The sequence below is a fragment of the Aeromicrobium wangtongii genome, assembly GCF_024584515.1.
Lineage (GTDB): Bacteria > Actinomycetota > Actinomycetes > Propionibacteriales > Nocardioidaceae > Aeromicrobium > Aeromicrobium wangtongii.
In genome coordinates this window covers 2,302,431-2,324,788 of sequence record NZ_CP102173.1, presented here as the reverse complement: position 1 = coordinate 2,324,788, position 22,358 = coordinate 2,302,431, and the positions used below count along the sequence as shown (strand labels likewise).

The following is a 22,358-nucleotide window of genomic DNA, read 5'->3' as shown; positions in this document are numbered from 1 at the left end:
GCACCACAACTCCACACACGAAACACACCAGACGAGAGCGCGGGCACCCACGGGCTCGGTCCTCGGTAGTGGCCCTCGGGACGCACGACGCGTGCCGCAGGCCTCGATCGAAGACCGGCAGAATTCACCGCCCCGCGGCTCTCGTCCCTACAGGCAGACATTCGTCTGCGGAAGGGACATCTATGTCCGAACTCCACTCCGTCGAGACAGTCATCGACAACGGTGCCTTCGGCACCCGCACCATCCGTTTCGAGACGGGCGTCCTCGCCCAGCAGGCCGCCGGCGCGGTCTCCGCATTCCTCGACGACGACACCATGCTGCTGTCGGCCACCACGGCCGGCAAGCACCCCAAGGACCACTTCGACTTCTTCCCCCTGACGATCGACGTCGAGGAGCGGATGTACGCCGCGGGACGCATCCCGGGCTCGTTCTTCCGTCGTGAGGGTCGTCCCTCCGAGGACGCGATCCTCACCTGCCGCCTGATCGACCGCCCGCTGCGCCCGACCTTCAAGAAGGGTCTGCGCAACGAGGTCCAGGTCGTCATCACGGTCCTGGCGCTCAACCCCGACACCCCGTACGACGTGCTCGCGATCAACGCGGCCTCCGCGTCGACGCAGATCTCCGGCCTGCCGTTCACCGGCCCCGTCGGCGCCACCCGCGTCGCGCTGATCGACGGCCAGTGGGTCGGCTTCCCGACGCACAGCCAGCTCGAGAACGCGGTCTTCGACATGGTCGTCGCCGGCCGTGTCGCCGGTGACGACGTCGCCATCATGATGGTCGAGGCCGAGTCGACCGAGTCGACCTGGGACCTCGTCCAGAGCGGCGTCCAGGCGCCCACCGAGGAGATCGTCGCCGGTGGCCTCGAGGCCGCCAAGGTCTTCATCAAGCAGCTGTGCGAGGCGCAGGCCGAGCTCGCTGCGGTCGCCGCCAAGCCGGTCCGCGACTTCCCGATCTTCCTGGACTACGAGGACGACGTCCTCGAGGCCGTCGAGGCCGTCGCCAAGGCCGATCTGGCCCAGGCCCTGACGATCGCCGGCAAGGCCGAGCGCGAGGAGCGCGAGTCCGAGATCAAGGCCGACGTCATCGACAAGATCGGCGCCGACTTCGAGGGTCGCGAGAAGGAGATCGGTGCGGCCATCCGCGCGGTCACCAAGACCGTCGTCCGCGAGCGCGTCCTGCGCGACAAGGTCCGCATCGACGGCCGTGGCCTGGAGGACATCCGTGCCCTCAGCGCCGAGGTCGGCATCGTTCCCCGCGTCCACGGCTCCGCGCTGTTCCAGCGCGGTGAGACCCAGATCCTGGGCATCACGACGCTGAACATGCTGGGCCTGGAGCAGAAGCTCGACACGCTCTCTCCCGAGACGGCGCGCCGCTACATGCACAACTACAACTTCCCGCCCTACTCGACCGGTGAGACCGGCCGGGTCGGTTCGCCGAAGCGTCGCGAGATCGGTCACGGCGCCCTCGCGGGCCGTGCGCTGCTGCCCGTGCTGCCGACGCGCGAGGAGTTCCCCTACGCGATCCGCCAGGTCTCCGAGGCGCTGAGCTCCAACGGCTCGACGTCGATGGGCTCGGTCTGCGCCTCGACGCTGGGTCTGCTCAACGCGGGTGTCCCGCTGCGCGCGCCGGTCGCCGGCATCGCGATGGGCCTGATCTCCGGTGAGGTCGACGGCGAGCAGAAGTTCGTCACCCTGACCGACATCCTGGGAGCCGAGGACGCCTTCGGCGACATGGACTTCAAGGTCGCCGGAACGCGTGAGTTCGTCACCGCCCTGCAGTTGGACACCAAGCTCGACGGCATCCCCGCCGACGTGCTGGCCGGTGCCCTGCAGCAGGCGTACGGCGCTCGCGTCGCGATCCTGGACGTCATGGCCGAGGCCATCGACGAGCCGGACGAGATGAGCCCCTACGCGCCGCGGATCATCACGATCAAGATCCCCGTCGACAAGATCGGCGAGGTCATCGGCCCCAAGGGCAAGATCATCAACCAGATCCAGGACGACACGGGCGCGAACATCTCCCTCGAGGACGATGGCACGGTCTACGTCGGTGCGGAGAACGGCGAGGCCGCCGAGGCTGCCCGCGACGCGATCAACGCGATCGCCAACCCGACGATGCCCGAGGTCGGCGAGCGCTACCTCGGCACCGTCGTCAAGACGGTCGACTTCGGTGCGTTCGTGTCGCTGTCCCCGGGTCGCGACGGCCTGCTGCACATCAGCAAGCTGCGTGAGCTCAACGGTGGCCAGCGCGTCAACAACGTCGAGGACGTCGTCTCGGTCGGTCAGAAGATCCAGGTCGAGATCGCCGAGCTCGGCGACCGCGGCAAGCTCTCGCTGATCCCGGTCATCGACAAGTCGGACGAGGCTCCTGCCTCCTCCGACGAGGAGTCGGCCACGGCTGACGCCTGATCCACTCATCGGATGGGCCCCGTTGCTTCGGCAGCGGGGCCCTTCTGCGTCCCCAGCCGGGCGGCGCCCGGCGCCGTGAGAGCATCGCGGCATGGCTGCATCCCCCCATGACCTGGACTCCGCCGACCCGTTGGCGTCCTTCCGCGACCGGTTCGTGATCGATGACGACCTGGTCGCCTACCTGGACGGCAACTCGCTGGGTCGGCTCCCGGTGGCGACCCTCGACCGGTTGACGACGTTCGTGCGCCAGGAGTGGGGCAGCCGCCTGATTCGCGGCTGGTCCGAGGGCTGGGTCGATCTGCCGGTGACGGTCGGCGACGAGCTCGGACGGGAGCTGCTGGGCGCCGCCGACGGCCAGACCGTCATCGCCGACTCGACGTCGGTGTGCATCCACAAGCTGCTGCACGCGGCGGCGGGCCTGCGCGCGGATCGCGACGAGATCATCATCGACGCCACGAACTTCCCGACCGACCGGTACCTGGTCGAGGCCGTCGCCGAGGCCCGCGGCATGACGGTGCGCCGGCTCGAGCCGGACCTGGTCGAGAACGTCACGACCGAGGTGCTCGCCGGCGCGCTGGGGGAGCGGACCGCGGTCGTGCTGCTCAGCCACGTCGACTACCGCTCGGGGACGTTGCTGGACCTGCCGGCGATCACCGACGCGGTCCACGCCGCCGGTGCGGTCGTGATCTGGGACCTGTGCCACTCGGCCGGGGTCGTCCCCATCGAGCTGGACTCGGCCGGGGTCGACTTCGCCGTCGGGTGCACCTACAAGTACGTCAACGCCGGACCCGGGGCGCCCGCGTTCGCGTACGTCGCCGCGAGGCACCTGGCGCAGGCGGAGCAGCCGATCCCCGGGTGGTGGAGCGCGGCCGACCTGTTCGCGATGTCCGACACGTACGAGGCATCGCCGACGGTCCGGCGGATGCTCAGCGGCACGCCGCCCGTCGCGGCGATCCTCGCCGTGCAGGAGGGTGTGCGGCTGATCGCCGAGGCCGGCATCGGGCCGATCCGCGACAAGTCGGTGGCCCTCACGACCTATCTGATCGAGCAGCTGGACGCAGCCGGGCTGGAGATCGTGACCCCTCGCGACCCGCACCGGCGCGGCAGCCACGTCACGGTGCGTCATCCGCGGGCGCGGGAGATCGCCGCAGAGATGCTCGAGCGCGGCGTCGTGCCCGACTTCCGCGAGCCCGACCTCATCCGGCTCGGTCTGTCCCCCCTGACGACGTCGTACGTCGAGGTGGCCGCCGGTGTCGCCGTCCTGGCCGAGCTGGCGCGCTAGACGTCACACCGGGGCGCGCAGCGTCCGGATCTCCTTCTCGTACTGCCGCCTGCCAACGGCCCGGTAGAGAAGACGAGCGGCCAGAGGGACGTGGGCCATCACCATCGCGCGCTGCTCGGGGGTGGCGTCCTCCATCAGATAGCCGAGCTGCACCAGGAGCCGGTTGCGAGGAACCGATGCCATGCCGGCCTCGCCGAGGCGGTCCCACTCGGCCTGCGTGAACGAGCTGGCTGCGACCGGGAGGATGACTTCCTCCTCCTGCCCGAGGTGGGCGTCGAGGGCTGTCGAGACGGCCTCGACGGCGCTCGCCAGCCGGTCGCGGGACTCGGCGTCCGCCGTGGGGACCCAGACCGGGATGAGCCCGTCGACCCGGTCGAGCAGATCGGACACCTCAGCGTGCTGGGCCTTCATCTGTCCGACGTGGAGCGCGCACCCGGGGGAGCGGTCCACGAGGGTGTCCCAGATGATCTCGTCCTCATGGTGGTGATGGTGGTGCAGCGCGGTGACGATCTCGGCCAGGTAGGTCGCGACCCGGGCGGCCTGGGCGGTGTCGCCGGCATCGACGTGGCGGACCATCGGGCCCGCGAGCCTGAACTCACGGCGGAACACCGTGTGGATCATCAACATGTCATCGGTCTGACAGCCGAGCTGTCTGGCCTCATCGGTCATGGCGCAGCCTTTCGCTCCGTCGCCCCGATCCGACGATGGTAGGACGGAGCGCCGTCGGGGGGAAGTCCCCGATCTCGTACGATCGGGGCCATGACACGGGTCGCGGTGCTGGGCGCCAAGGGGCGCATGGGTTCGGAGTCGGTGCGGGCGATCAACGCCGCCGACGGCTTGGAGGTCGTCGCCGAGATCGACCAAGGCGACTCGCTGGACCTCATCACGTCGTCCGGCGCCGAGGTGGCGCTCGACTTCACGCAGCCCGCGGTGGCCCTCGACAACGTGACCTGGTGCGTCGAGCACGGCGTGCACGTCGTCGTCGGGACCTCCGGCTTCGACGACGACCGCATCGCCGCGGTGCGCTCACTGCTGGGCGATGCCCCGTCGACCGGTGTGCTGATCGTCCCGAACTTCTCGATCGGGGCGGTCCTGATGATGCGGTTCGCCGAGACGGCGGCACCGTTCTTCGAGTCCGTCGAGGTCATCGAGATGCACCACCCCGACAAGATCGACGCCCCGTCGGGCACCGCGGTCCGCACCGCCGAGCTGATCGCCTCTGCCCGTGAGGCGGCCGGTTCGGCGGCCCTGCCGGACGCGACGACGTCCGACCCGGACGGCGCCCGCGGAGCGAAGCTCGGCGGTGTCCCGGTGCACTCGGTGCGCGCCCGCGGCTTCGTGGCGTCCCAGGAGGTCCTGTTCGGCGGGGTGGGGGAGTCGTTCACGATCCGTCACGACTCCCACGACCGGGCGTCCTTCATGCCCGGTGTCGTGGCCGCCGTCGGCGCCGTCAGCGGCCGCCCCGGCGTCACCGTGGGCCTCGACGCGGTCCTCGGCCTGTAGCCGCAGGATCAGAGCTGGCGGACGAGCGCCGCGACCGCGGCGGCGATGACGACCATCGGCAGGAACGGCACGCGCAGCGTCAGCAGGACCGCGGCGACCCCGAGGGCCAGCAGGCGGGCGTCGACCTGCACGGACGAGCCGTCGGCGAAGACCTGCACCGCGATGAGGGCGCCGAGCAGCCCAGCGGGGATGAGCTCGACGGCGCGGACGGTCAGCGCGTGCTGCAGGATGCTCTGCGGCACCGACAGCCCGGCGTACTTGAGGGCGAAGCAGGTCACGATCATGACCACGATGCCACCCCACAGCGCGGTCATGACCGGCTCCTCGGCCGCCACAGCATCCCCAGCAGGACTGCCGTGCCTCCGCCGATGATGATCGGCAGGCCGGCGCTGGTGACCGGCACGAGGCCCAGCGCGACGGCGGCACCGGTCAGGGCGACCAGCCGTCCCGTCCACGACGCCAGGCGCGGCCACAGCAGGCCGAGGAACGCAGCACCGACCGCGGCGTCCAGCCCGTAGGTGCGGGGATCGCCGATCGCGTCACCGGCCAGCGCCCCGATGAACGTCGTGAGGTTCCACAGCACGAAGATCGAGATGCCGGTCCAGTAGAAGCCCAGGCGGGCCTGGCGGCGGTTCTCGCGCGTCACGCCCATCGCGGTCGACTCGTCGATCACGAAGTGCGCGCTCGCCAGGCGCGCCCCGGGCCCCAGCTCCAGCTTGGGGGCCATGCTGACGCCGTAGAACAGGTTGCGGCTGCCCAGCAGCGCCGCGGTCAGGGCACCCGTCAGCGGATTGCCACCCGAGGCGACGATGCCGACGAAGGCGAACTGCGAGGCGCCGGTGAAGACCAGCAGCGAGATCAGGCAGGTCTGCAGCACGCTCAGCCCCGACGCCGTGGAGATCGCGCCGAACGACACCCCGTACGCGCCGGTGGCCAGGCCGACGCCGAGGGAGTCGATGACGATGGAGCGGTCGGACGTCATGCCAGGCTGGTGTGGAGCCGCACCTGCTTGACCGTCGCGCCGTCGGCGGTCGCGAGCTCGCGGTGGGCGCCGTCGGCCTCCCAGCCGGACTCGGTCACGAAGCCGCGCAGCACGTCATCGGTCGAGCCGATCCACCACACGGCGCGGGTGAACCGGTCCGCGGCCAGCGTGTCCATCGCGGCCTGCAGCAGGCGCGAGCCGTGTCCGGCGCGCTGGTGCTCGGTGTCGACGACGAACTCACCGACCTCGCCGTCGCGCACCTGGTCGGCATCGGGGTCGTAGGACGGGTGGACGAGGGCGAAGCCCCGGATGTCCGCGCGTTCCAGCGCCACTAGGACGCGCATGCGGGCGTCCTGCGGCGCGCTGATCGTGGTCGCCCAGCGCTGGGTGAGCTCGTCGGAGTCGATCGCGTCCAGCTCGGCGGCCGGCAGCACGTCGGCGAAGCCGCGGCGCCACGAGGCGAGCTGCACCCGGACGATCGCGGCGGCGTCGTCGGGCCACGCCAGCCGGGCACTGACATCGGCGTTCATGGCAGAGCTCACTCGCGGAAGCTCTCCACCAGCTGGGAGTCGGCGCCCTTGGAGTCCAGCATCGCCGCGGTCAGCGAGGTGTTGCGCAGGCTCGGCCACAGCTCCCACGTCAGCACCAGCAGTCCGGGGAAGCCGGCGATCACCAGCGGCCACCCACCGTGATCGGTGACGAAGGCGACCAGCACCGCGATCAGCAGCGGCGCCTCGCAGTAGGTGAGCTTGCGGACCGTCTGCGCGGCGAAGACACCCACTGCGTCACGTCGGGCCTCATCGGGATCGGCGTCCGCGGGCAGGGGTGATGAGCTCAGCCACACCCGCTCGGCCATGACCGCCCCGGCGCCCACCAGCACCACCAGCAGCACGGTCAGCCACACCGGCGGGAAGGGGGCGTCGTCACCGCCGAGCATGAAGAACAACAAGACGAAGAACACCGCGGTCAGGACGATCTGCAGCAACGCGAACTTGCGCACCTCGGAGGGCGTCGCTTCGTACTCGACACTCGGCATGGTGAGAGTTTGGCACACGCTGGCGGGTCCCGGACGTTGATAGTGTGCAGACATGCGGGCCTACCTCGAACTCGTCCAGCGGATCCTCGACGAAGGGGTCGCCAAGGGCGATCGCACCGGGACCGGCACCCGCAGCGTGTTCGGTCACCAGATGCGGTTCGACCTCTCCGAGGGCTTTCCCCTGGTGACGACCAAGAAGATCCACGTCAAGTCCGTCGTCGGCGAGCTGCTGTGGTTCATCAAGGGCGACACCAACGTGCAGTACCTGCACGAGCAGGGCGTGTCGATCTGGGACGAGTGGGCCGACGACAACGGCGATCTCGGCCCGGTCTACGGCTACCAGTGGCGGTCGTGGCCGGCGCCGGACGGACGGCACATCGACCAGCTGGCCCAGGTCATCGAGCAGATCAGGACCAACCCCGACTCCCGGCGCCACGTCGTCAGCGCGTGGAACGTCGCCGACCTGGACGCCATGGCGCTGATGCCGTGCCACGCGTTCTTCCAGTTCTACGTCGCCGACGGCAAGCTGTCGTGCCAGATGTACCAGCGCTCGGCCGATGTCTTCCTCGGTGTGCCGTTCAACATCGCGTCCTACGCGCTGCTGACCCACATGGTCGCGCAGGTCACCGGCCTGGAGGTCGGCGACTTCGTCCACACCCTCGGTGACGCCCACCTGTACGTCAACCACCTGGACCAGGCGCGCGAGCAGCTGACCCGCGAACCGCGCGCGCTGCCCGAGCTGTGGCTCGACCCTTCGGTCACCTCGATCGACGGGTTCACGCCCGACTCGATCAAGATCACCGGCTACGACCCGCACCCCCTGATCAAGGCCCCGATCGCAGTATGAGGCGAAGCCGAATGCAGTCAGCGCAGTGACCGTCACGATCGTCGTCGCGATCGGCCGCAACGGGGTCATCGGACGCGACGGCGACCTGCCCTGGCCGCGCACCGGCGACCTCGCCCAGTTCAAGGCCCTGACGATGGGTCACCCGATGGTCATGGGACGGGCGACCTTCGAGTCGATCGGGCGTCCGCTGCCAGGGCGCACCTCGATCGTGCTGACGCGCGACCCGCAGTGGACCGCCGACGGCGTCGAGGTCGCCGCGGACCTGCCGTCCGCGCTGGCCCTGGCCGCCAAGCTCGACGACGACGTGTTCATCATCGGCGGCTCGCAGGTCTACGCCACCGCGATCGAGGCCGGGGTCGTCGACCGGATGGTCGTCACCCAGGTGGACCTGTCACCCGAGGGCGATGCCTGGTTCCCGGACGTCGACTGGTCGCAGTGGCACGAGGGCGACCGGCAGGCGTACGACGGGTACGACATCGTCACGTACGACCGCGCCGCGTCCTAGCGAGCACCTACCGCAGTCGGCCCGACGACCCGATCTGCCAGATCGACACCCCGTGCAGGCGGTACGAGCGGGCGATCTTCTCGCGCGCGGCCAGCGAGCGCCGGTCCGACCACCAGATCCGGCGACCGCCGGACAGCTTCGCCGTCCACTCGCCGTGCCTGGCGCTCCAGCGGGCCTTGCCGCCGGCGCGCTGGCGGGCCTGGGTGACCGTGAGCGTGCCGGCCTTGCGTCCCCACTGGTAGCCGTACGTGCCGACGCCCAGGTCGATCTTGCGGTTCGGCAGGACCTTCGCGAAGTAGCGCAGCTCGCGCTTCAGCCAGGTCAGGGAGCCGATCGGTCCGGGGCCCGACCAGTCCGGTCCGTGCTGGTCGTAGGCCATGAGGATCATCCGGTCCAGGCTGGGCGCCAGGGCGGCCAGGTCGTAGCCGCGGGCCCGGTACCCGCGCTCGTTCGTGGACGCCATGAACGCCATCGACAAGGACTTGCCGGGCAGGGCGGCGCGCAGCTCCTGGGTGAAGGCCACCAGCCCGTCCACATCGCGGGCCCGCAACGACTCCAGGTCGATCTGGACGCCGTCGAAGCCGCGGGCGGCCCGCGTCAGCGCACGGATGACCGCAGCGCGCGCCGGCGGCGAGGTCAGCATCCGGTGGGCGAGCCGCTCGTCGAAGTCACCGAGGTCGTCGTTGAAGTTGGTGAGCAGCAGCACCGCCTTGCGCCCGTGCCGGTGCGCGGCGCGGCGCAGGCGTTCGACGTCGCGGCTGACCGTGGTGATGCCGGCGGGGCCGTCGAGTGCGACGCCGGAGATCGCGATCGTGCGCAGGTAGCGTCCGTCGCGCGTCACGTCAGCAGGCTTGGCAGAGCCCTGCAGGGCGTAGCCCGTCGCGTTGACGGATCCCCTCGCCGAGGCCGGCGTCGTGGAGCCGCCGATGACCAGCGCCACGGCGGCGACCAGGGCGAGCCCTCGGGAGCGGGTCGTGATGCTCACTCGCGAGCCCGTCCGTCCTCGTCGAGGGCGGGCATCTGGCCGGTGATGCGGGCGGCGCGCTCGTCGCCCTGCTGGTCGCCGCTGAACAGGCCGGTGGCCTCCTCCTCGCTGGCCCGGCGCGGGGCCTGGCGGTTGACCGACTCGACCCGGAACCGCGGCAGCCCGCCCTCGTCGGCGCTCTGCAGCCAGTCGACCATCCGCTCGCGCACGAAGCAGCGCAGGTCGAACAACGTCGGGGCGTCCTTGGCGGTGACGAGGATGCGGATGCGGACCCATCCGCCCACGGCATCGGTGACCTGCAGGACCTTGGTGCGGCCGTCCCACAGCTCGGTCGTCGGCAGGATGCGGTCGAGCTCGGCGCGCATGCCGTCGGGGCTGACCCGCCAGTCGACATCGAACTCGACGGAGCCCAGCAGCTCGGAGTGCTTGCGGGTCCAGTTCTGGAAGGGCGTCGTCGTGAAGTACGTCGCCGGCAGGACCATGTTGCGGTCGTCCCACAGCCGCACTACGACATAGCTCAGGGTGATCTCGTCGACCCAGCCCCACTCGTCCTCCACGATCACGGCGTCGCCGTAGCGGATCGACCCGCTGAAGGCGATCTGCAGGCCGGCGATCAGGTTGCTCAGCGTCGACTGCGCCGCGACCGCCGCGATGACCGAGATGATGCCCGCCGAGGCGAGCACGCTGCGGCCGGCGGCGCTGACGCCGGGAAAGCTCAGCAGCACCGCGCCCATGGCCAGGATCACGATCCCGACCAGGGTGACCCGGCGGATCACCGCTGTCTGGGTCTTGGCCCGGCGGGCCGCGAGATTGTCGACGGCGTCGAGTCGGTAGCGGCGCAGGGCCATGTCCTCCAGGGACAGGACCATGACCCCGACGAGCCAGGCGGCGGTGATGATGATGCCGACGTGCGTGGCCAGGTCGACCCACCGGCCGAGGTCCTCGCGCGCCGACCAGGGCGCGTCGCGGTGCACCGCGACGGTCAAGGCGATGACGAGCAGCAGCAGACGGAACGGGACGGCGGCGGCGCGGGTCAGGTAGCGCGCAACGGGGTAGCGCCGGCCGAGGCGGCGGGTCACCAGGGCGACGATCACCGCCACGGCCAGCGCGTTGAGCAGCGCGACAGCCGCCGTCGAGACGAAGTCCTGCCAGGCGTCGTTCATGACCCCATCGTCCCGTGCCCGGGCCGATCGTGCGCAGCAGGCGCCCGACCGGCCCGGAGCAGGTTCACCAGCTGAGCTCGATCTCGATCTCGTTCTCGTCGCCCACCTCGACCTCGAGGGAGAAGCTCACCTCGTCGGGGACGTCGACGGTGATCCGGTGGCCGCCGCGCTCGAGCTCGATCGAGTTGTGTCGCGACAGGGCGTCGGCGAGGGTGCGCAGGCGCTCGGCCGCAGCCTCGCGGGACATGCGCTGGGTGCTCTCGGTCTCGAACAGGTCCATGGGGTCTCCTTCTATCGGGGCAGTGGCCATCACGCTAGCGGGCGGGCGGAACTCACAGCAGGATGCCGAGCTGGCGACTCTGCGCCACCAGGTTGCCGTCCTCGTCCCACAGCTCGCAGTCCTCCTCGTGGAAGCCGTTGACCACGTGCCGGGTGGACAGCCGGGTGGCGATCCATCCGGGCCGGGGGAGGCGGTGCAGGTGGACGGTGAGCTGCACCGTCATCGACTGCTGGAAACCGTCACCCAGCTCCAGCACCGGTGGGGCGAACGAGTCGCACAGCAGGGCCAGCGCAGGGAAGTCGACCTGGCGACCGCCGGCCAGGCGCTGCCACAGCTCGATCGACGGATCACCGCTCGGCTGGCCCTGCGACCACCCGGGCGTGGACGCCAAGCGGTAGTCGACGCGGCCGAACAGCCCGTCGGTCGGCATGCCGTGGTCGCGCGGATCGGCGCACCGGTCGGGGTCCGGCAGCTTCGGGGCAGCGCCGAGCTCGACGGACGGCCCGTCCGGGCGCGGGCCGAAGCTGGCCGTCAGCGCGGCGATCTGCCGGTCGCCGGCCCACAGCGACGCGGTGCCGGTCTGCACGCGGCGGCCCGCGCGGACCGTCGCGGTCCGCAGCTCGGCCGCTCCAGGATCGGGCGGCGCGAGGTAGGTGATCGCGGCGACCATGGGGTCGTCGGCGCCCATCTCGTCGTGCAGCCCGCGCAGCATCGTGGCCAGCAGGTACCCGCCGTTCGGCTTTCCGAGCGGGGTGTTCCAGCGGTCGGTCAGCACCAGGTCGCGTGTGCCGTCGCCCCGTGGGACGGAGCTCGTGTCGACGTCGTAGATGTCCTCGATCATGCCGTCATCCTGCCGGTCGCCGACAGCAGGTCGCCAAGCGGTAGCCTCGTAGGTATGACGTCGCCGCTCGCATCCGAGGCTGCGCCCTTCGGGCGTGTGCTGACGGCCATGGTCACTCCGTTCACCCGTGAGGGTGAGCTCGATCTGGATGCGGCGCAGAAGGTGGCCTCACACCTGGTCGACCACGGCAACGACGGCCTCGTCGTCAGCGGCACCACCGGCGAGTCGCCCACCACGACGGTCGCCGAGGACGGACGCCTGCTGGCGGCCGTGCTCGAGGCGGTCGGTGACCGGGCGACCGTCATCGCGGGCGTCGGCACCAACGACACCCGGCACTCCGTCGAGCTGGCGGAGCAGGCCAAGAAGACCGGCGCGCACGGGCTCCTGATCGTGACGCCGTACTACAGCAAGCCGCCCCAGTCCGGGCTGCTCGCGCACTTCACCGAGGTCGCCCACGCGGGTGACGACACCCCCGTGATGCTGTACGACATCCCGGGACGCAGCGCCACCCGGATCGCGGACGAGACCTACCTGCAGATGGCCGGCGATCCGCTGATCATCGCGATGAAGGACGCCGTCGGCGACCTGGACCGTGGTGCCTGGCTGATGAACGAGACCGGCCTCAAGATCTACTCCGGCGACGACACGCTCAACCTGCCCTGGCTGGCCATGGGTGCGGCGGGTGTCGTCAGCGTCGTCGCTCACGCCGCCGGTCGCGAGTACGCCGAGATGGTCGCCGCCGTCGACGCGGGTGACCTGCCCGCAGCGCGAGCCATCAACACCAGACTTCAGCCCGCCGTACGGGCGATGATGAATCACACGCAAGGCGCGATCACCTCCAAGGCTGCCCTGCAGCTGCTCGGGGTGCTCGACCACCGCACGATGCGTGCCCCGCTGCCCGCCGCGACCGAGGAAGAAGTCGCGATCGTTCGCGACGGCCTCGACGCGTCGGGCCTACTCAAGAGATAGGCCTACATGAGCCACATGCACCTGGAGCTCGACGCTCCGCCCGCACTGCCCGCCGGCGCCCTGCGCGTCATCCCCCTCGGCGGACTCGGAGAGATCGGTCGCAACATGACCATCTTCGAGTACGGCGGCAAGATCCTGGTCGTCGACTGCGGAGTTCTGTTCCCCGAGGAGACCCAGCCCGGCGTCGACCTGATCCTGCCCGACTTCGGTCCCATCCGTGACCGGCTCAAGGACGTCGTCGGCATCGTCTTGACGCACGGCCACGAGGACCACATCGGCGGCGTCCCGTACCTGCTGCGCGAGCGCGGCAACATCCCGGTGATCGGCTCGCAGCTGACGCTGGCGTTCCTCGACCCGAAGCTCAAGGAGCACAAGCTCAAGGACGCGCCCAAGTACGTCGTGTCCGAGGGCGACATCATGGACCTGGGGCCGTTCGAGCTCGAGTTCGTGGCGGTCAACCACTCCATCCCCGACGCCCTGGCCGTGGCGATCAAGACGCCGGCCGGCGTCGCGCTGCACACCGGCGACTTCAAGATGGACCAGCTGCCGCTGGACGGCCGCATCACCGACCTGCGTGCCTTCGCGCGGCTCGGTGAGGAGGGCGTCGACCTGTTCCTGACGGACTCGACGAACGCCGAGGTTCCCGGCTTCACGACGTCCGAGCGCAACATCACGCCCGCGATCGACGCGGTGTTCGCCAGCAGCAAGAAGCGCATCATCGTGGCGTCGTTCGCGTCGCACATCCACCGCGTGCAGCAGGTCATCGACGCGGCCGTCAAGCACGACCGCAAGGTCGCCTACGTCGGGCGCTCGATGGTCCGCAACATGCAGATCGCCCGCGAGCTGGGCTACCTGCACGTGCCCGACGGTGTCGTGGTCGACAAGATCGACGCCGCGCCGCCGCACAAGATGGTGCTGATGTCGACGGGCTCGCAGGGCGAGCCGATGGCGGCGCTGTCGCGCATGGCCAACAACAGCCACCAGCAGGTCAGCCTCGAGCCCGGCGACACGGTGCTCATGGCGTCCTCGCTGATCCCGGGCAACGAGAACGCGATCTACCGGGTCATCGACGGGCTGACCAAGCTCGGCGCGAACGTCGTCCACAAGGGCAACGCCCTGGTGCACGTGTCCGGCCACGCCTCGGCCGGCGAGCTGCTGTACTGCTACAACATCGTGCAGCCCTCCAACGTCCTGCCGGTGCACGGCGAGATCCGTCACCTGCACGCCAACGCCAAGCTCGCGACGCAGACCGGCGTCCCGAACGTCCTGCTGGCCGAGGACGGCTACGTCATCGATCTGGTCGACGGGCACGCGTCCATCACCGGTGCGGTCGACTGCGGCTACGTCTACGTCGACGGATCGTCGGTCGGTGACCTGACCGACTCCGAGCTCAAGGACCGCCGTGTCCTGGCTGAGGAGGGCTTCATCTCGGTCGTCGTCGTCATCGACTCGGCCACCGGCAAGATCCTGTCCGGCCCGGAGATCCACGCCCGCGGCATCGCCGAGGACGACTCGGCCTTCGACGAGATCCTGCCCAAGCTCAGCGCCTCCCTCGAGGAGGCGCTGTCCGAGGGAACCCGTGACAACCGTCAGCTGCAGCAGGTCGTGCGCCGGGTGCTCGGATCGTTCGTCGGACGCCGCCTGCGTCGCCGGCCGATGATCCTGCCGGTCGTCATCGAGGCCTGACCGGGCCATGACGCCCGCCACGTACGACGCGATCGTGCTGGCGGGCGGTCGCTCGTCCCGGATGGGCGGCATCGACAAGACCGGTGCCGTCGTCGGTGGCCGGACGCTGCTGGGACGAGCGTGCGACGCCGTCGCCGACGCCGGGCGGCTCGTGGTCGTCGGGCCACCGAGTCTGCCCGGTGCGCCCGAGCGGGCGATCGCCGCGCGTGAGGACCCGCCCTTCGCGGGGCCGGTGGCGGCGATCGGTGCCGGTCTGGACGCGCTGGGAGGCGTCCCGGCCGAGGTCGTGGTGGTGCTGGCCGCCGATGTGCCCCGCGCGGCCGAGGTGGTCCCGGTGCTGCTGGCCGCGCTGGCGGAGCATCCGCGGGCGGACGGCGTCGTGCCCCGGTCGTCCGACGGCCACCGCCAGACGTTGCTCGCCGCCTACCGGTCGCAGCGGCTGGCCGAGGTGCTCGCGGCGGCTGCGCCGCTGACCGATCTGCCGGTCAAGCGGATCGTGGCCATGATGGACCTGGTGGAGATCTCGCCCGATGACGCCGTCGTGGCCGACATCGACACCCCCGAGGACCTGCACCGTGCGAGCGAGGAGATGCGCCGTGGATGATTCCGTGCTGACCGACTGGGCCCGCGAGCTGGCCGCCGAGCTCGGCATCGAGCAGGTGCTGGACGTCGATGCCGTCCTGGACCTGGCCGCGGACGCGGCGCACGGCATCGTGCGTCCCGCCGCGCCGTTGACGACCTATCTGGTGGGCGTCGCCGTCGGTCAGGCCGGGGGAGACCCCGCCCGGGTCGCGGACATCCTGCAGCGCGTCGACGCCGCCATCAGTGCGCGCGCCACCCCTGGCAGCTGACGTCGCAACCCACGCGTCAGCGTGCGCAACCCACGCGTCAGCGTGCGCAACCCACGCGTCAGCGTGCGCAACCCACGCGTCAGCGTGCGCAACCCACGCGTCAGCGTTCGTTCTGCGGAGTTGTAACCGAATCTGGCGCGTGCGTTAACCGGCGCGAAACAGCGATCGCGGAACCTGAAGGTGCTGAACGGGGGGACCGCGGTCCGACGATCGAAGGGGAGCACATGTTCATGCATGACACCCCGGCGCTGTCGGGTCGTCGTCCCTGCGCCGGGTCCGCCGGTCCTGCCGCCATTCACGCAATGGCGACCGCAGGTCCCGGCCCCGGCGCGGTCAGCGGGGTGCGCGCTGCCGGCGGAACCATGGGGGGTGTCCCGCCGGCAGCGGCGCATCCCGAGGCCCTGACCCCGACCGCGGACATCTCGGGGTCCGCGGTCGAGCGTCGGAGAGCCCGTTGAACCGCACCGTCATCCTGTGCGCGCACGGCTCGGAGGCGCCACGGGGCCGTTCGGCATTCGCCGGGCTGGTCAACGCCGTGCGCCGCGAGGCGCGGGACCTGGACATCGTCGACGCCTTCGTGGACGTCCAGGAGCCGCGCATCGCGCAGGTCGTGGCCGAGACGGTCGGTCCCCGCGCGGTCGTGCCCCTCATGCTGGCCTACGACCGACCCGTCGGCGTCGACATCGTGCAGGCCTCGCACCTGGACCCGGCCGTGAGCGTCACGGCCCCCCTGGGACCGGACTGGGTGCTGGCCGAGGTCGGGGTGCGGCGCCTGTTCGAGGCCGGGGCGCGCTCGGACGACACCATCGTCCTGGCCGCCGACGTCGCGACCGACGACCGCGCCGTCGAGGACGTCAGCAAGGCCGCCCGGCTGCTCAGCGCCGTCTGGGGCGGACGGGTCCACGTGGGGACGCTCGGCGGGCCCGACACCCACCTGGCCGACGCCGTCGACGTCGCACGCGCCTATGGGCGGCGGGTCGTCGTGTCCAGCTACGTCTTGGCGCCGGGTGCGGTGCACGACCAGATGGTGGCGTCCGGTGCCGATGTGGTCACCGCCCCGATGCTGGACGGCGGTCCGCCCGACCCGCGCTTGGTGAGTCTCGTGGTGTCGCGGGCGCAGGCCCGTGGCGGCGGGGTGTCCGTCGGTGGCGAGACGGGTCCTCGCGTCACCCACACCTGACTGGTCCGCTGTGGTGCCGCACCGGATCGGCCCCGTTTGCGCGTGGCAGCCCGCCAACCTTCGACCTGTGCTTTACCCTTTGACCATGGCGACCCGAACGACTTCCCCGCCGCGCAAGCGGCCGTCCGGCAGCCAGGCCCGCAAGAAGCCGACCACGAGCAAGCGCAAGCCACAGGCCCGCAAGCCTGCAGCCCGCAAGCCCGCGGCCCGCACCGGACCTGGTCCACTGGCCGTTGTCCTCACGGCGCTGCTGCGCGCCGTCACCGCCCTGTGGCTCGGCATCGCCGGTGTCGTGGGAGCGATCGCACGCAGCATCGGCCACAGTGCCCGCGAGCTCGATCCCGAGCAGAGGCGTGACGGCGTGGGCTTCGGCCTGCTGGCCGTGGCCATCGTGGTCGCCGGCTCCGTGTGGTCCGACATGCCCGGTGCCGTCGGCCGGGGGGTGCGGGACGTCGCGTCCGGTGCCGTCGGTCTGCTCGCGTGGGCCGTCCCGATCCTGCTGCTGGTCGTCGCCTGGCGGACGCTGCGCCATCCGGACCGCAACGGTCCCGCGGGCCGTCAGGTCATCGGCTGGGCCGCGATCGTCGGCGGCATCCTGGGCCTGGTCCACCTCGCCCATGACGTGCCCCGTCCCAGCGATCCCGATCCCGACGCGATGCGCGAGGCCGGGGGAGCGATCGGCTTCCTGTTCTCGGCGATCCCGATGGACCTGCTCAAGACCGAGTACGTCGTGGCACCGATCCTGGTGCTCGTGCTGGCCTTCGGCGTGCTGGTCGTCACCAACACGCCCGTGTACGCCGTCCCCGACCGCCTGCGCGAGCTGCGCGACGCGGCGATGGGCCGCCACGCCGAGCCCGACGCGGCGGACGAAGCGCCCGTCAGCGAGCCCCGCAAGGGCCGGCACCCGCGCACCGTCGCGACGACCGACGAGCCGTACGACAACCCGCTGATCGACGATCCCGAGGACGCCCGCAAGACGCCGCCCGCCCGCGTCTACGAGCCGGAGCCGGTCGACGAGGCCGAGGAGGAGCACGAGGACGACGAGGCCCACGTGGCCGAGCTGCCCCCGATGGAGCCGATCCCGGCCCGTGCCGAGCAGCTCGCCCTGTCCGGTGACGTCGTCTACTCGCTGCCCGACAGCACGATGCTGCGGGAGGGCTCGCCGCACAAGGCGCGCTCCAAGGCGTCCGACGAGGTCGTCGCGCGCCTCACCGAGGTGCTCGAGCAGTTCCAGATCGACGCGACCGTCACCGGCTACACGCGCGGTCCGACGGTCACCCGCTACGAGGTCGAGCTCGGCCCCGCGGTGAAGGTCGAGAAGGTCACGGCGCTGTCGAAGAACATCTCGTACGCCGTGGCGTCCAACGAGGTCCGCATCCTCAGCCCGATCCCGGGCAAGTCCGCGATCGGCGTGGAGATCCCCAACGTCGACAAGGAGATGGTCAGCCTCGGCGACGTCCTGCGCTCGGCGAAGGCGCGCAGCGACCACCACCCGATGGTCATCGGGCTGGGCAAGGACGTCGAGGGCGGCTACGTCGTGGCCAACCTGGCCAAGATGCCGCACCTGCTGGTCGCCGGTGCGACAGGATCGGGCAAGTCGTCGTTCGTGAACTCGATGATCTCCTCGATCCTGATGCGCTCGACGCCCGAAGAGGTCCGGATGATCATGGTCGACCCCAAGCGGGTCGAGCTGACGGCGTACGAGGGTGTCCCGCACCTGATCACGCCGATCATCACCAACCCGAAGAAGGCCGCCGAGGCGCTGCAGTGGGTCGTGCGCGAGATGGACCAGCGCTACGACGACCTGGCCAACTTCGGGTACCGCCACATCGACGACTTCAACAAGGCCGTGCGTGCCGGCAAGGTGCAGCTGCCGCCGATGAGCGAGCGGGTCCTCGCGCCGTACCCGTACCTGCTGGTCGTGGTCGACGAGCTCGCCGACCTCATGATGGTCGCCCCGAGGGACGTCGAGGACTCGATCGTCCGCATCACCCAGCTGGCCCGGGCCGCCGGAATCCACCTGGTGCTCGCGACGCAGCGACCCTCCGTCGACGTCGTGACCGGCCTGATCAAGGCCAACGTCCCCAGCCGCCTGGCCTTCGCGACCTCGTCGCTGGCCGACAGCCGGGTCATCCTGGACCAGCCCGGCGCCGAGAAGCTCGTCGGACAGGGCGATGGTCTGTTCCTGCCGATGGGTCAGAACAAGGCGATGCGCATGCAGGGTGCGTGGGTCACCGAGGCCGAGATCCACACGATCGTCGAGCACTGCAAGGCGCAGCTGCAGCCGACCTACCGCGAGGACGTCACCGCCCCGGCGGCCGCGAAGCGCGACATCGACGACGACATCGGCGACGACATGGACCTCGTGCTGCAGGCGATTGAGCTGTGCGTCACGACCCAGTTCGGCTCGACCTCGATGCTGCAGCGCAAGCTGCGCGTCGGGTTCGCGAAGGCCGGCCGGCTCATGGACATCATGGAGAGCCGCGGCATCGTCGGACCGAGCGAGGGCTCCAAGGCGCGTGACGTGCTGGTCAAGCCCGATGAGCTCGAGCAGGTCCTCGCGACCATCCAGGTCGGTTGACGGTGGCCGAGGCATTCGAGATCCACCGCCGCGCGGGCCTGTATCTCCTGCTGGCCCTGGCGAGCCTGGCGCTGGCCGGCGGGTTCGCCTGGGTGGCGCGTGACCGTGAGCTGCCGCTGCTGCTGATCCCGGCCGTGCTGTTCCTCGCCCTGGGCCTGAACCACCTGCGTGGCCTGCCCGACGCGCGGACGCCGTTGTTCGTCGCCGACGACTACGGGGTCCGGCTGCGGGCCGGCGAGGGCTGGGTCGGCCTGCTGTGGAGCGAGATGGGCGAGATCAAGGTCGAGCGCCGTGAAGGCGTCCGCCACGAGCCCAGGATCAAGGTCGTCAGCTCGGACGGCCAGCGGTTCTACACCTCGCCGCTGGGTCTTGCGACGAACGTCTCGCCGGGTGAGGCGGAGGTCCAGTTGGCGCACCGCCGATCGGCTGCTTCATACTGAGGAGTCTGTCAATCTGCATCGAGAGGGACTCATGGCCGGGGCAACCCCACCGAGCAACCTGAACATCGCGAATGCTCTGACGGTCGTGCGGATCGTCGGAGTGCCGTTCTTCGGCTGGTTGCTGCTCACGCACGACGGTGAGTCGATCGGCTTCCGCCTGGCCGCATGGGTCGCGTTCGCGTTGCTCATGATCACCGACCGCATCGACGGCGACCTCGCGCGCAAGTACGACCTGGTCACCAACTTCGGCAAGCTCGCCGATCCCATCGCCGACAAGGCCCTGACCGGCATGGCCTTCGTGGGCCTGTCGATCATCTTCGACTCGTGGCTGTTCTGGGCCGTCACCATCGTGGTGCTGGTGCGCGAGTGGGGCATCACCGCGATGCGTTTCGTGGTCAAGAGGTACGGCGTGATGCCGGCCGGCCAGGGCGGCAAGGTCAAGACGATGCTGCAGGCCCTCGCGCTCGGCGGCTACATCCTGCCGCTCGAGCTGTGGGACAACGTGCCCAGCGACATCCTGCTCTGGATCACCCACCTGCTGATGGCCGGTGCCGTCATCCTCACGCTGACCACCGGCGTCCAGTACGTCAAGGACGCCATCGCGCTGCGCCGCTCGGCGAAGGCCGGCGCCAGCTCATGACCGTGGCGGTCGATGCCGTCGAGGCGCTGCGAGCCGCAGGCGCGACGGTGTCGACCGCCGAGTCGCTCACCGGGGGACTGGTGTGCGCGACGCTGGTCAGCGTCCCCGGAGCGTCCGCGGTCGTCCGTGGGGGAGTCGTGGCATACGCCCCCGAGCTCAAGACGACGCTGCTGGGCGTCGACGCCGCGCTGATCGCCGAGCGCGGCACGGTCGACGCCGCCGTGGCCGCCGCGATGGCGGTGGGTACGCGGGACCGGGCGGGGGCGACGTATGGCCTGTCCACCACCGGCGTGGCGGGCCCGGACCCCAGCGAGGGCAAGCCCGCCGGCACCGTCCACATCGGTCTGGCGGGCCCGGACGGCGTCGTGACCCGGCTGCTGGACCTGGCCGGCGACCGCGACGAGATACGAACCGGGACGGTCGATGCGGTGTTGTCGTTGCTGGTCGCTAGGCTGGGGGAAGAATCTCGGACCGCACGGGGTTGATCAGTACATGACAGCGATGGACGGAGGCTCCCGATGACCCAGATGCGTCAGTTCGTCGGTGAGGTGCTCCGCGCCCGCCGCATCTCCCAGGGCCTGACCCTGCGCGATGTCTCGGGCAAGGCCCGGGTCAGCCTCGGCTACATCTCCGAGGTCGAGCGCGGCCAGAAGGAAGCCAGCTCCGAGCTGCTCGCCGCCCTCGCCGGTGCCCTCGAGGTGCCGCTGTCCAAGGTCTTGATGGACGTCAGCGCACTGCTTGAGATCGAGGAGGCCTCGGTCGAGCAGATCGCCAGCATCTCCTCGATCGCGCCGGGCGACGTCTCGGCCTCGGCCGCTTGACCATCTCGACCGGGCAGCTGTCATGAGGCACAGCGAGTTCTGGGACCGGATGGACCGCCACCTCGGCAAGGGCTACGCGCGGGTGTGGGCCGACAGCCACGTGATGAGCGTGCTGGGCGGCCGAACCGTCACCGAGGCGCTGGACGCCGGCGAGGATCCCAAGACCGTCTGGCGGGCCGTCCACGCGACCCGCGGGCTTCCCGCCTCCGAACGCTGAGGCCCCGGCTGCCGGTCAGCTGATGCGCGCGCCGCTCGCGGTGGCGAAGACATGGATCGCGGAGTCGTCGATCGGTGCGACGTGCACCGTCTCGCCCTTGGCCGGTGGATTGCGCCAGTCGACGCGGGCGACGATCGGCTGCACGGACCCGCCGACGTCGGCGCGACCGTAGACGTACGCATCGGCCCCGAGCTCCTCGACGACGTCGACCTCGAGCTTGAGCCCGGCGTGACCGATGGCCAGGTTCTCGGGCCGCACGCCGACCGTCACGGTCGGCGCCTGGGCATCGGCCAGCGTGTCACGGGCGACCCGCACCACCTGCTCGCCGAACTGCACACCGCCGTCCACGACCGGCAGCTCCATGAGGTTCATCCCCGGTGAGCCCAGGAAGCCGGCGACGAAGAGGTTGGCCGGCCGGTCGTACATCTCCCGGGGCGCGGCGCACTGCTGCAGCACGCCGTCCTTGAGCACCGCGACGCGATCTCCCATGGTCATCGCCTCGACCTGGTCGTGGGTGACGTAGACCGTCGTGGCGTTCAGCCGACGCTGCAGCTGGGCGATCTGGGTCCGGGTCTGGACGCGCAGCTTGGCGTCCAGGTTCGACAGCGGCTCGTCCATCAGGAACACGCGGGGCTGGCGGACGATCGCCCGTCCCATCGCGACGCGCTGGCGTTGTCCGCCGGACAGTGCCTTGGGCTTGCGGCCCAGGTACTGCTCGATGTCCAGCAGCACGGCCGCCTCCCTGACGCGCGTGGCGATCTCGCTCTTGGGGGTGCCGGCGATCTTGAGCGCGAAGCCCATGTTCTCGGCGACGCTCATGTGCGGGTACAGCGCGTAGTTCTGGAAGACCATCGCGATGTCGCGGGCCTTCGGGGGCAGGTGGGTGACGTCCTCGTCGCCGATCAGGATCCGGCCGCCGTCGACCTCCTCGAGCCCGGCGAGCATGCGCAGGGAGGTCGACTTCCCGCATCCCGACGGGCCCACCAGGACGAGGAACTCGCCGTCCTGGATCTCCAGGTCCAGCCGGTCCACGGCGGGGGCCTCCTGTCCGGGGTAGAGGCGGGTGGCTTGGTCGAACGTGACCGATGACATGGCGGGACGTCCCTTCACCGGCAGGTACGTGCCGGACGATCCGAGTGAT

26 protein-coding genes are annotated in these 22,358 nt (G+C 70.5%); 16 read left to right on the top strand and 10 right to left on the bottom strand.

All coding sequences use genetic code 11. The features are described from left to right. Nucleotides 1–182 precede the first annotated feature (182 nt). Together NQV15_RS11405 and kynU are read left to right on the top strand one after the other, a co-directional pair. Nucleotides 183–2,408, top strand: a complete 2,226-nt coding sequence (locus NQV15_RS11405; RefSeq protein WP_232399980.1) for a polyribonucleotide nucleotidyltransferase — start codon at nucleotides 183–185, stop codon at nucleotides 2,406–2,408. Nucleotides 2,409–2,499: 91 nt separating this feature from the next. After that, on the top strand, nucleotides 2,500–3,690 hold the full coding sequence (gene kynU / locus NQV15_RS11400) for a kynureninase (protein ID WP_232399979.1): 1,191 nt from the start codon (nucleotides 2,500–2,502) through the stop codon (nucleotides 3,688–3,690). A gap of 3 nt (nucleotides 3,691–3,693) precedes the next feature. On the opposite strand, the gene NQV15_RS11395 is transcribed toward kynU, so the two are convergent. Continuing rightward, entirely contained in the window at nucleotides 3,694–4,359 is a 666-nt protein-coding gene (locus NQV15_RS11395) for a hemerythrin domain-containing protein (protein ID WP_232399978.1), read from the bottom strand. 90 nt (nucleotides 4,360–4,449) lie between these two features. Here NQV15_RS11395 and dapB point away from each other — a divergent pair, with 90 nt between their 5' ends. Beyond that, nucleotides 4,450–5,193, top strand: a complete 744-nt coding sequence (gene dapB, locus NQV15_RS11390) for a 4-hydroxy-tetrahydrodipicolinate reductase (protein WP_232399977.1) — start codon at nucleotides 4,450–4,452, stop codon at nucleotides 5,191–5,193. Between the two features lie 8 nt (nucleotides 5,194–5,201). Here dapB and NQV15_RS11385 read toward each other — a convergent pair whose 3' ends face one another. Genes NQV15_RS11385 through NQV15_RS11370 form a run of 4 tightly spaced genes read right to left on the bottom strand, consistent with a single transcriptional unit; the run spans nucleotide 5,202 to nucleotide 7,211 of the window. Continuing rightward, nucleotides 5,202–5,507: an AzlD domain-containing protein gene (locus NQV15_RS11385; RefSeq protein WP_232399976.1), complete on the bottom strand. Its 306-nt coding sequence runs from the start codon at nucleotides 5,505–5,507 to the stop codon at nucleotides 5,202–5,204. Continuing rightward, nucleotides 5,504–6,175, bottom strand: coding sequence for an AzlC family ABC transporter permease (locus NQV15_RS11380; protein WP_232399975.1), 672 nt, complete (start codon nucleotides 6,173–6,175; stop codon nucleotides 5,504–5,506). Before NQV15_RS11380 ends, NQV15_RS11385 begins: the two co-directional genes overlap by 4 nt. After that, nucleotides 6,172–6,717 (bottom strand): GNAT family N-acetyltransferase, encoded by a 546-nt coding sequence (locus NQV15_RS11375; protein ID WP_232399974.1) that lies wholly within the window; start codon nucleotides 6,715–6,717, stop codon nucleotides 6,172–6,174. The genes NQV15_RS11380 and NQV15_RS11375 overlap by 4 nt, the downstream gene beginning before the upstream one ends. Next, complete coding sequence (locus NQV15_RS11370; protein ID WP_232399973.1) at nucleotides 6,714–7,211, bottom strand: hypothetical protein; 498 nt, start codon at nucleotides 7,209–7,211, stop codon at nucleotides 6,714–6,716. The genes NQV15_RS11375 and NQV15_RS11370 overlap by 4 nt, the downstream gene beginning before the upstream one ends. A 52-nt stretch (nucleotides 7,212–7,263) precedes the next feature. On the opposite strand from NQV15_RS11370, the gene NQV15_RS11365 reads away from it, so the two are divergent. Both NQV15_RS11365 and NQV15_RS11360 read left to right on the top strand, forming a co-directional pair. Next, complete coding sequence (locus tag NQV15_RS11365; RefSeq protein ID WP_232399972.1) at nucleotides 7,264–8,058, top strand: thymidylate synthase; 795 nt, start codon at nucleotides 7,264–7,266, stop codon at nucleotides 8,056–8,058. A gap of 25 nt (nucleotides 8,059–8,083) precedes the next feature. Further along, a complete protein-coding gene (locus tag NQV15_RS11360) occupies nucleotides 8,084–8,563 on the top strand; it encodes a dihydrofolate reductase (RefSeq protein WP_232399971.1) in 480 nt (159 codons plus the stop codon). 7 nt (nucleotides 8,564–8,570) lie between these two features. Here the strand turns inward: NQV15_RS11360 and NQV15_RS11355 are convergent, their stop codons facing one another. The 4 genes from NQV15_RS11355 to NQV15_RS11340 all read right to left on the bottom strand — a co-directional run bounded on the left by NQV15_RS11355 (nucleotide 8,571) and on the right by NQV15_RS11340 (nucleotide 11,832). Then, nucleotides 8,571–9,548, bottom strand: coding sequence for a glycosyl hydrolase family 18 protein (locus tag NQV15_RS11355; protein WP_232399970.1), 978 nt, complete (start codon nucleotides 9,546–9,548; stop codon nucleotides 8,571–8,573). Next, on the bottom strand, nucleotides 9,545–10,711 hold the full coding sequence (locus NQV15_RS11350; protein WP_232399969.1) for a mechanosensitive ion channel family protein: 1,167 nt from the start codon (nucleotides 10,709–10,711) through the stop codon (nucleotides 9,545–9,547). The genes NQV15_RS11355 and NQV15_RS11350 overlap by 4 nt, the downstream gene beginning before the upstream one ends. 64 nt (nucleotides 10,712–10,775) lie before the next feature. After that, complete coding sequence (locus NQV15_RS11345) at nucleotides 10,776–10,991, bottom strand: amphi-Trp domain-containing protein (RefSeq protein ID WP_232399968.1); 216 nt, start codon at nucleotides 10,989–10,991, stop codon at nucleotides 10,776–10,778. Between the two features lie 52 nt (nucleotides 10,992–11,043). After that, nucleotides 11,044–11,832, bottom strand: a complete 789-nt coding sequence (locus tag NQV15_RS11340; protein ID WP_232399967.1) for a thioesterase family protein — start codon at nucleotides 11,830–11,832, stop codon at nucleotides 11,044–11,046. Nucleotides 11,833–11,886: 54 nt separating this feature from the next. Between NQV15_RS11340 and dapA the strand changes: the two genes are divergently transcribed. From dapA to NQV15_RS11285, 11 genes are all read left to right on the top strand, one after another. Further along, a complete protein-coding gene (dapA, locus tag NQV15_RS11335; RefSeq protein WP_232399966.1) occupies nucleotides 11,887–12,801 on the top strand; it encodes a 4-hydroxy-tetrahydrodipicolinate synthase in 915 nt (304 codons plus the stop codon). Between the two features lie 6 nt (nucleotides 12,802–12,807). Next, the gene (locus NQV15_RS11330; protein WP_283252409.1) at nucleotides 12,808–14,487 is read left to right on the top strand and encodes a ribonuclease J; all 1,680 of its coding nucleotides are present in this window, start codon (nucleotides 12,808–12,810) and stop codon (nucleotides 14,485–14,487) included. 7 nt (nucleotides 14,488–14,494) lie between these two features. Further along, entirely contained in the window at nucleotides 14,495–15,091 is a 597-nt protein-coding gene (mobA, locus tag NQV15_RS11325) for a molybdenum cofactor guanylyltransferase (RefSeq protein ID WP_232399965.1), read from the top strand. After that, the gene (locus NQV15_RS11320; RefSeq protein WP_232399964.1) at nucleotides 15,084–15,338 is read left to right on the top strand and encodes a DUF6457 domain-containing protein; all 255 of its coding nucleotides are present in this window, start codon (nucleotides 15,084–15,086) and stop codon (nucleotides 15,336–15,338) included. Before mobA ends, NQV15_RS11320 begins: the two co-directional genes overlap by 8 nt. A 454-nt stretch (nucleotides 15,339–15,792) precedes the next feature. Then, nucleotides 15,793–16,518 (top strand): sirohydrochlorin chelatase, encoded by a 726-nt coding sequence (locus NQV15_RS11315; protein ID WP_232399963.1) that lies wholly within the window; start codon nucleotides 15,793–15,795, stop codon nucleotides 16,516–16,518. 85 nt (nucleotides 16,519–16,603) lie between these two features. Continuing rightward, complete coding sequence (locus tag NQV15_RS11310; RefSeq protein ID WP_232399962.1) at nucleotides 16,604–19,099, top strand: FtsK/SpoIIIE family DNA translocase; 2,496 nt, start codon at nucleotides 16,604–16,606, stop codon at nucleotides 19,097–19,099. 2 nt (nucleotides 19,100–19,101) lie between these two features. Next, the gene (locus NQV15_RS11305) at nucleotides 19,102–19,539 is read left to right on the top strand and encodes a hypothetical protein (protein WP_232399961.1); all 438 of its coding nucleotides are present in this window, start codon (nucleotides 19,102–19,104) and stop codon (nucleotides 19,537–19,539) included. Nucleotides 19,540–19,570: 31 nt separating this feature from the next. Beyond that, entirely contained in the window at nucleotides 19,571–20,179 is a 609-nt protein-coding gene (gene pgsA / locus NQV15_RS11300) for a CDP-diacylglycerol--glycerol-3-phosphate 3-phosphatidyltransferase (RefSeq protein WP_232399960.1), read from the top strand. Next, a complete protein-coding gene (locus NQV15_RS11295; RefSeq protein WP_232399959.1) occupies nucleotides 20,176–20,664 on the top strand; it encodes a CinA family protein in 489 nt (162 codons plus the stop codon). Before pgsA ends, NQV15_RS11295 begins: the two co-directional genes overlap by 4 nt. A 33-nt stretch (nucleotides 20,665–20,697) precedes the next feature. Beyond that, nucleotides 20,698–21,000 (top strand): helix-turn-helix domain-containing protein, encoded by a 303-nt coding sequence (locus tag NQV15_RS11290; RefSeq protein ID WP_232399958.1) that lies wholly within the window; start codon nucleotides 20,698–20,700, stop codon nucleotides 20,998–21,000. Between the two features lie 22 nt (nucleotides 21,001–21,022). After that, the gene (locus NQV15_RS11285; protein ID WP_232399957.1) at nucleotides 21,023–21,217 is read left to right on the top strand and encodes a DUF3046 domain-containing protein; all 195 of its coding nucleotides are present in this window, start codon (nucleotides 21,023–21,025) and stop codon (nucleotides 21,215–21,217) included. Between the two features lie 15 nt (nucleotides 21,218–21,232). Here NQV15_RS11285 and NQV15_RS11280 read toward each other — a convergent pair whose 3' ends face one another. After that, nucleotides 21,233–22,309 (bottom strand): ABC transporter ATP-binding protein, encoded by a 1,077-nt coding sequence (locus tag NQV15_RS11280; RefSeq protein WP_232399956.1) that lies wholly within the window; start codon nucleotides 22,307–22,309, stop codon nucleotides 21,233–21,235. Nucleotides 22,310–22,358 lie beyond the last annotated feature (49 nt).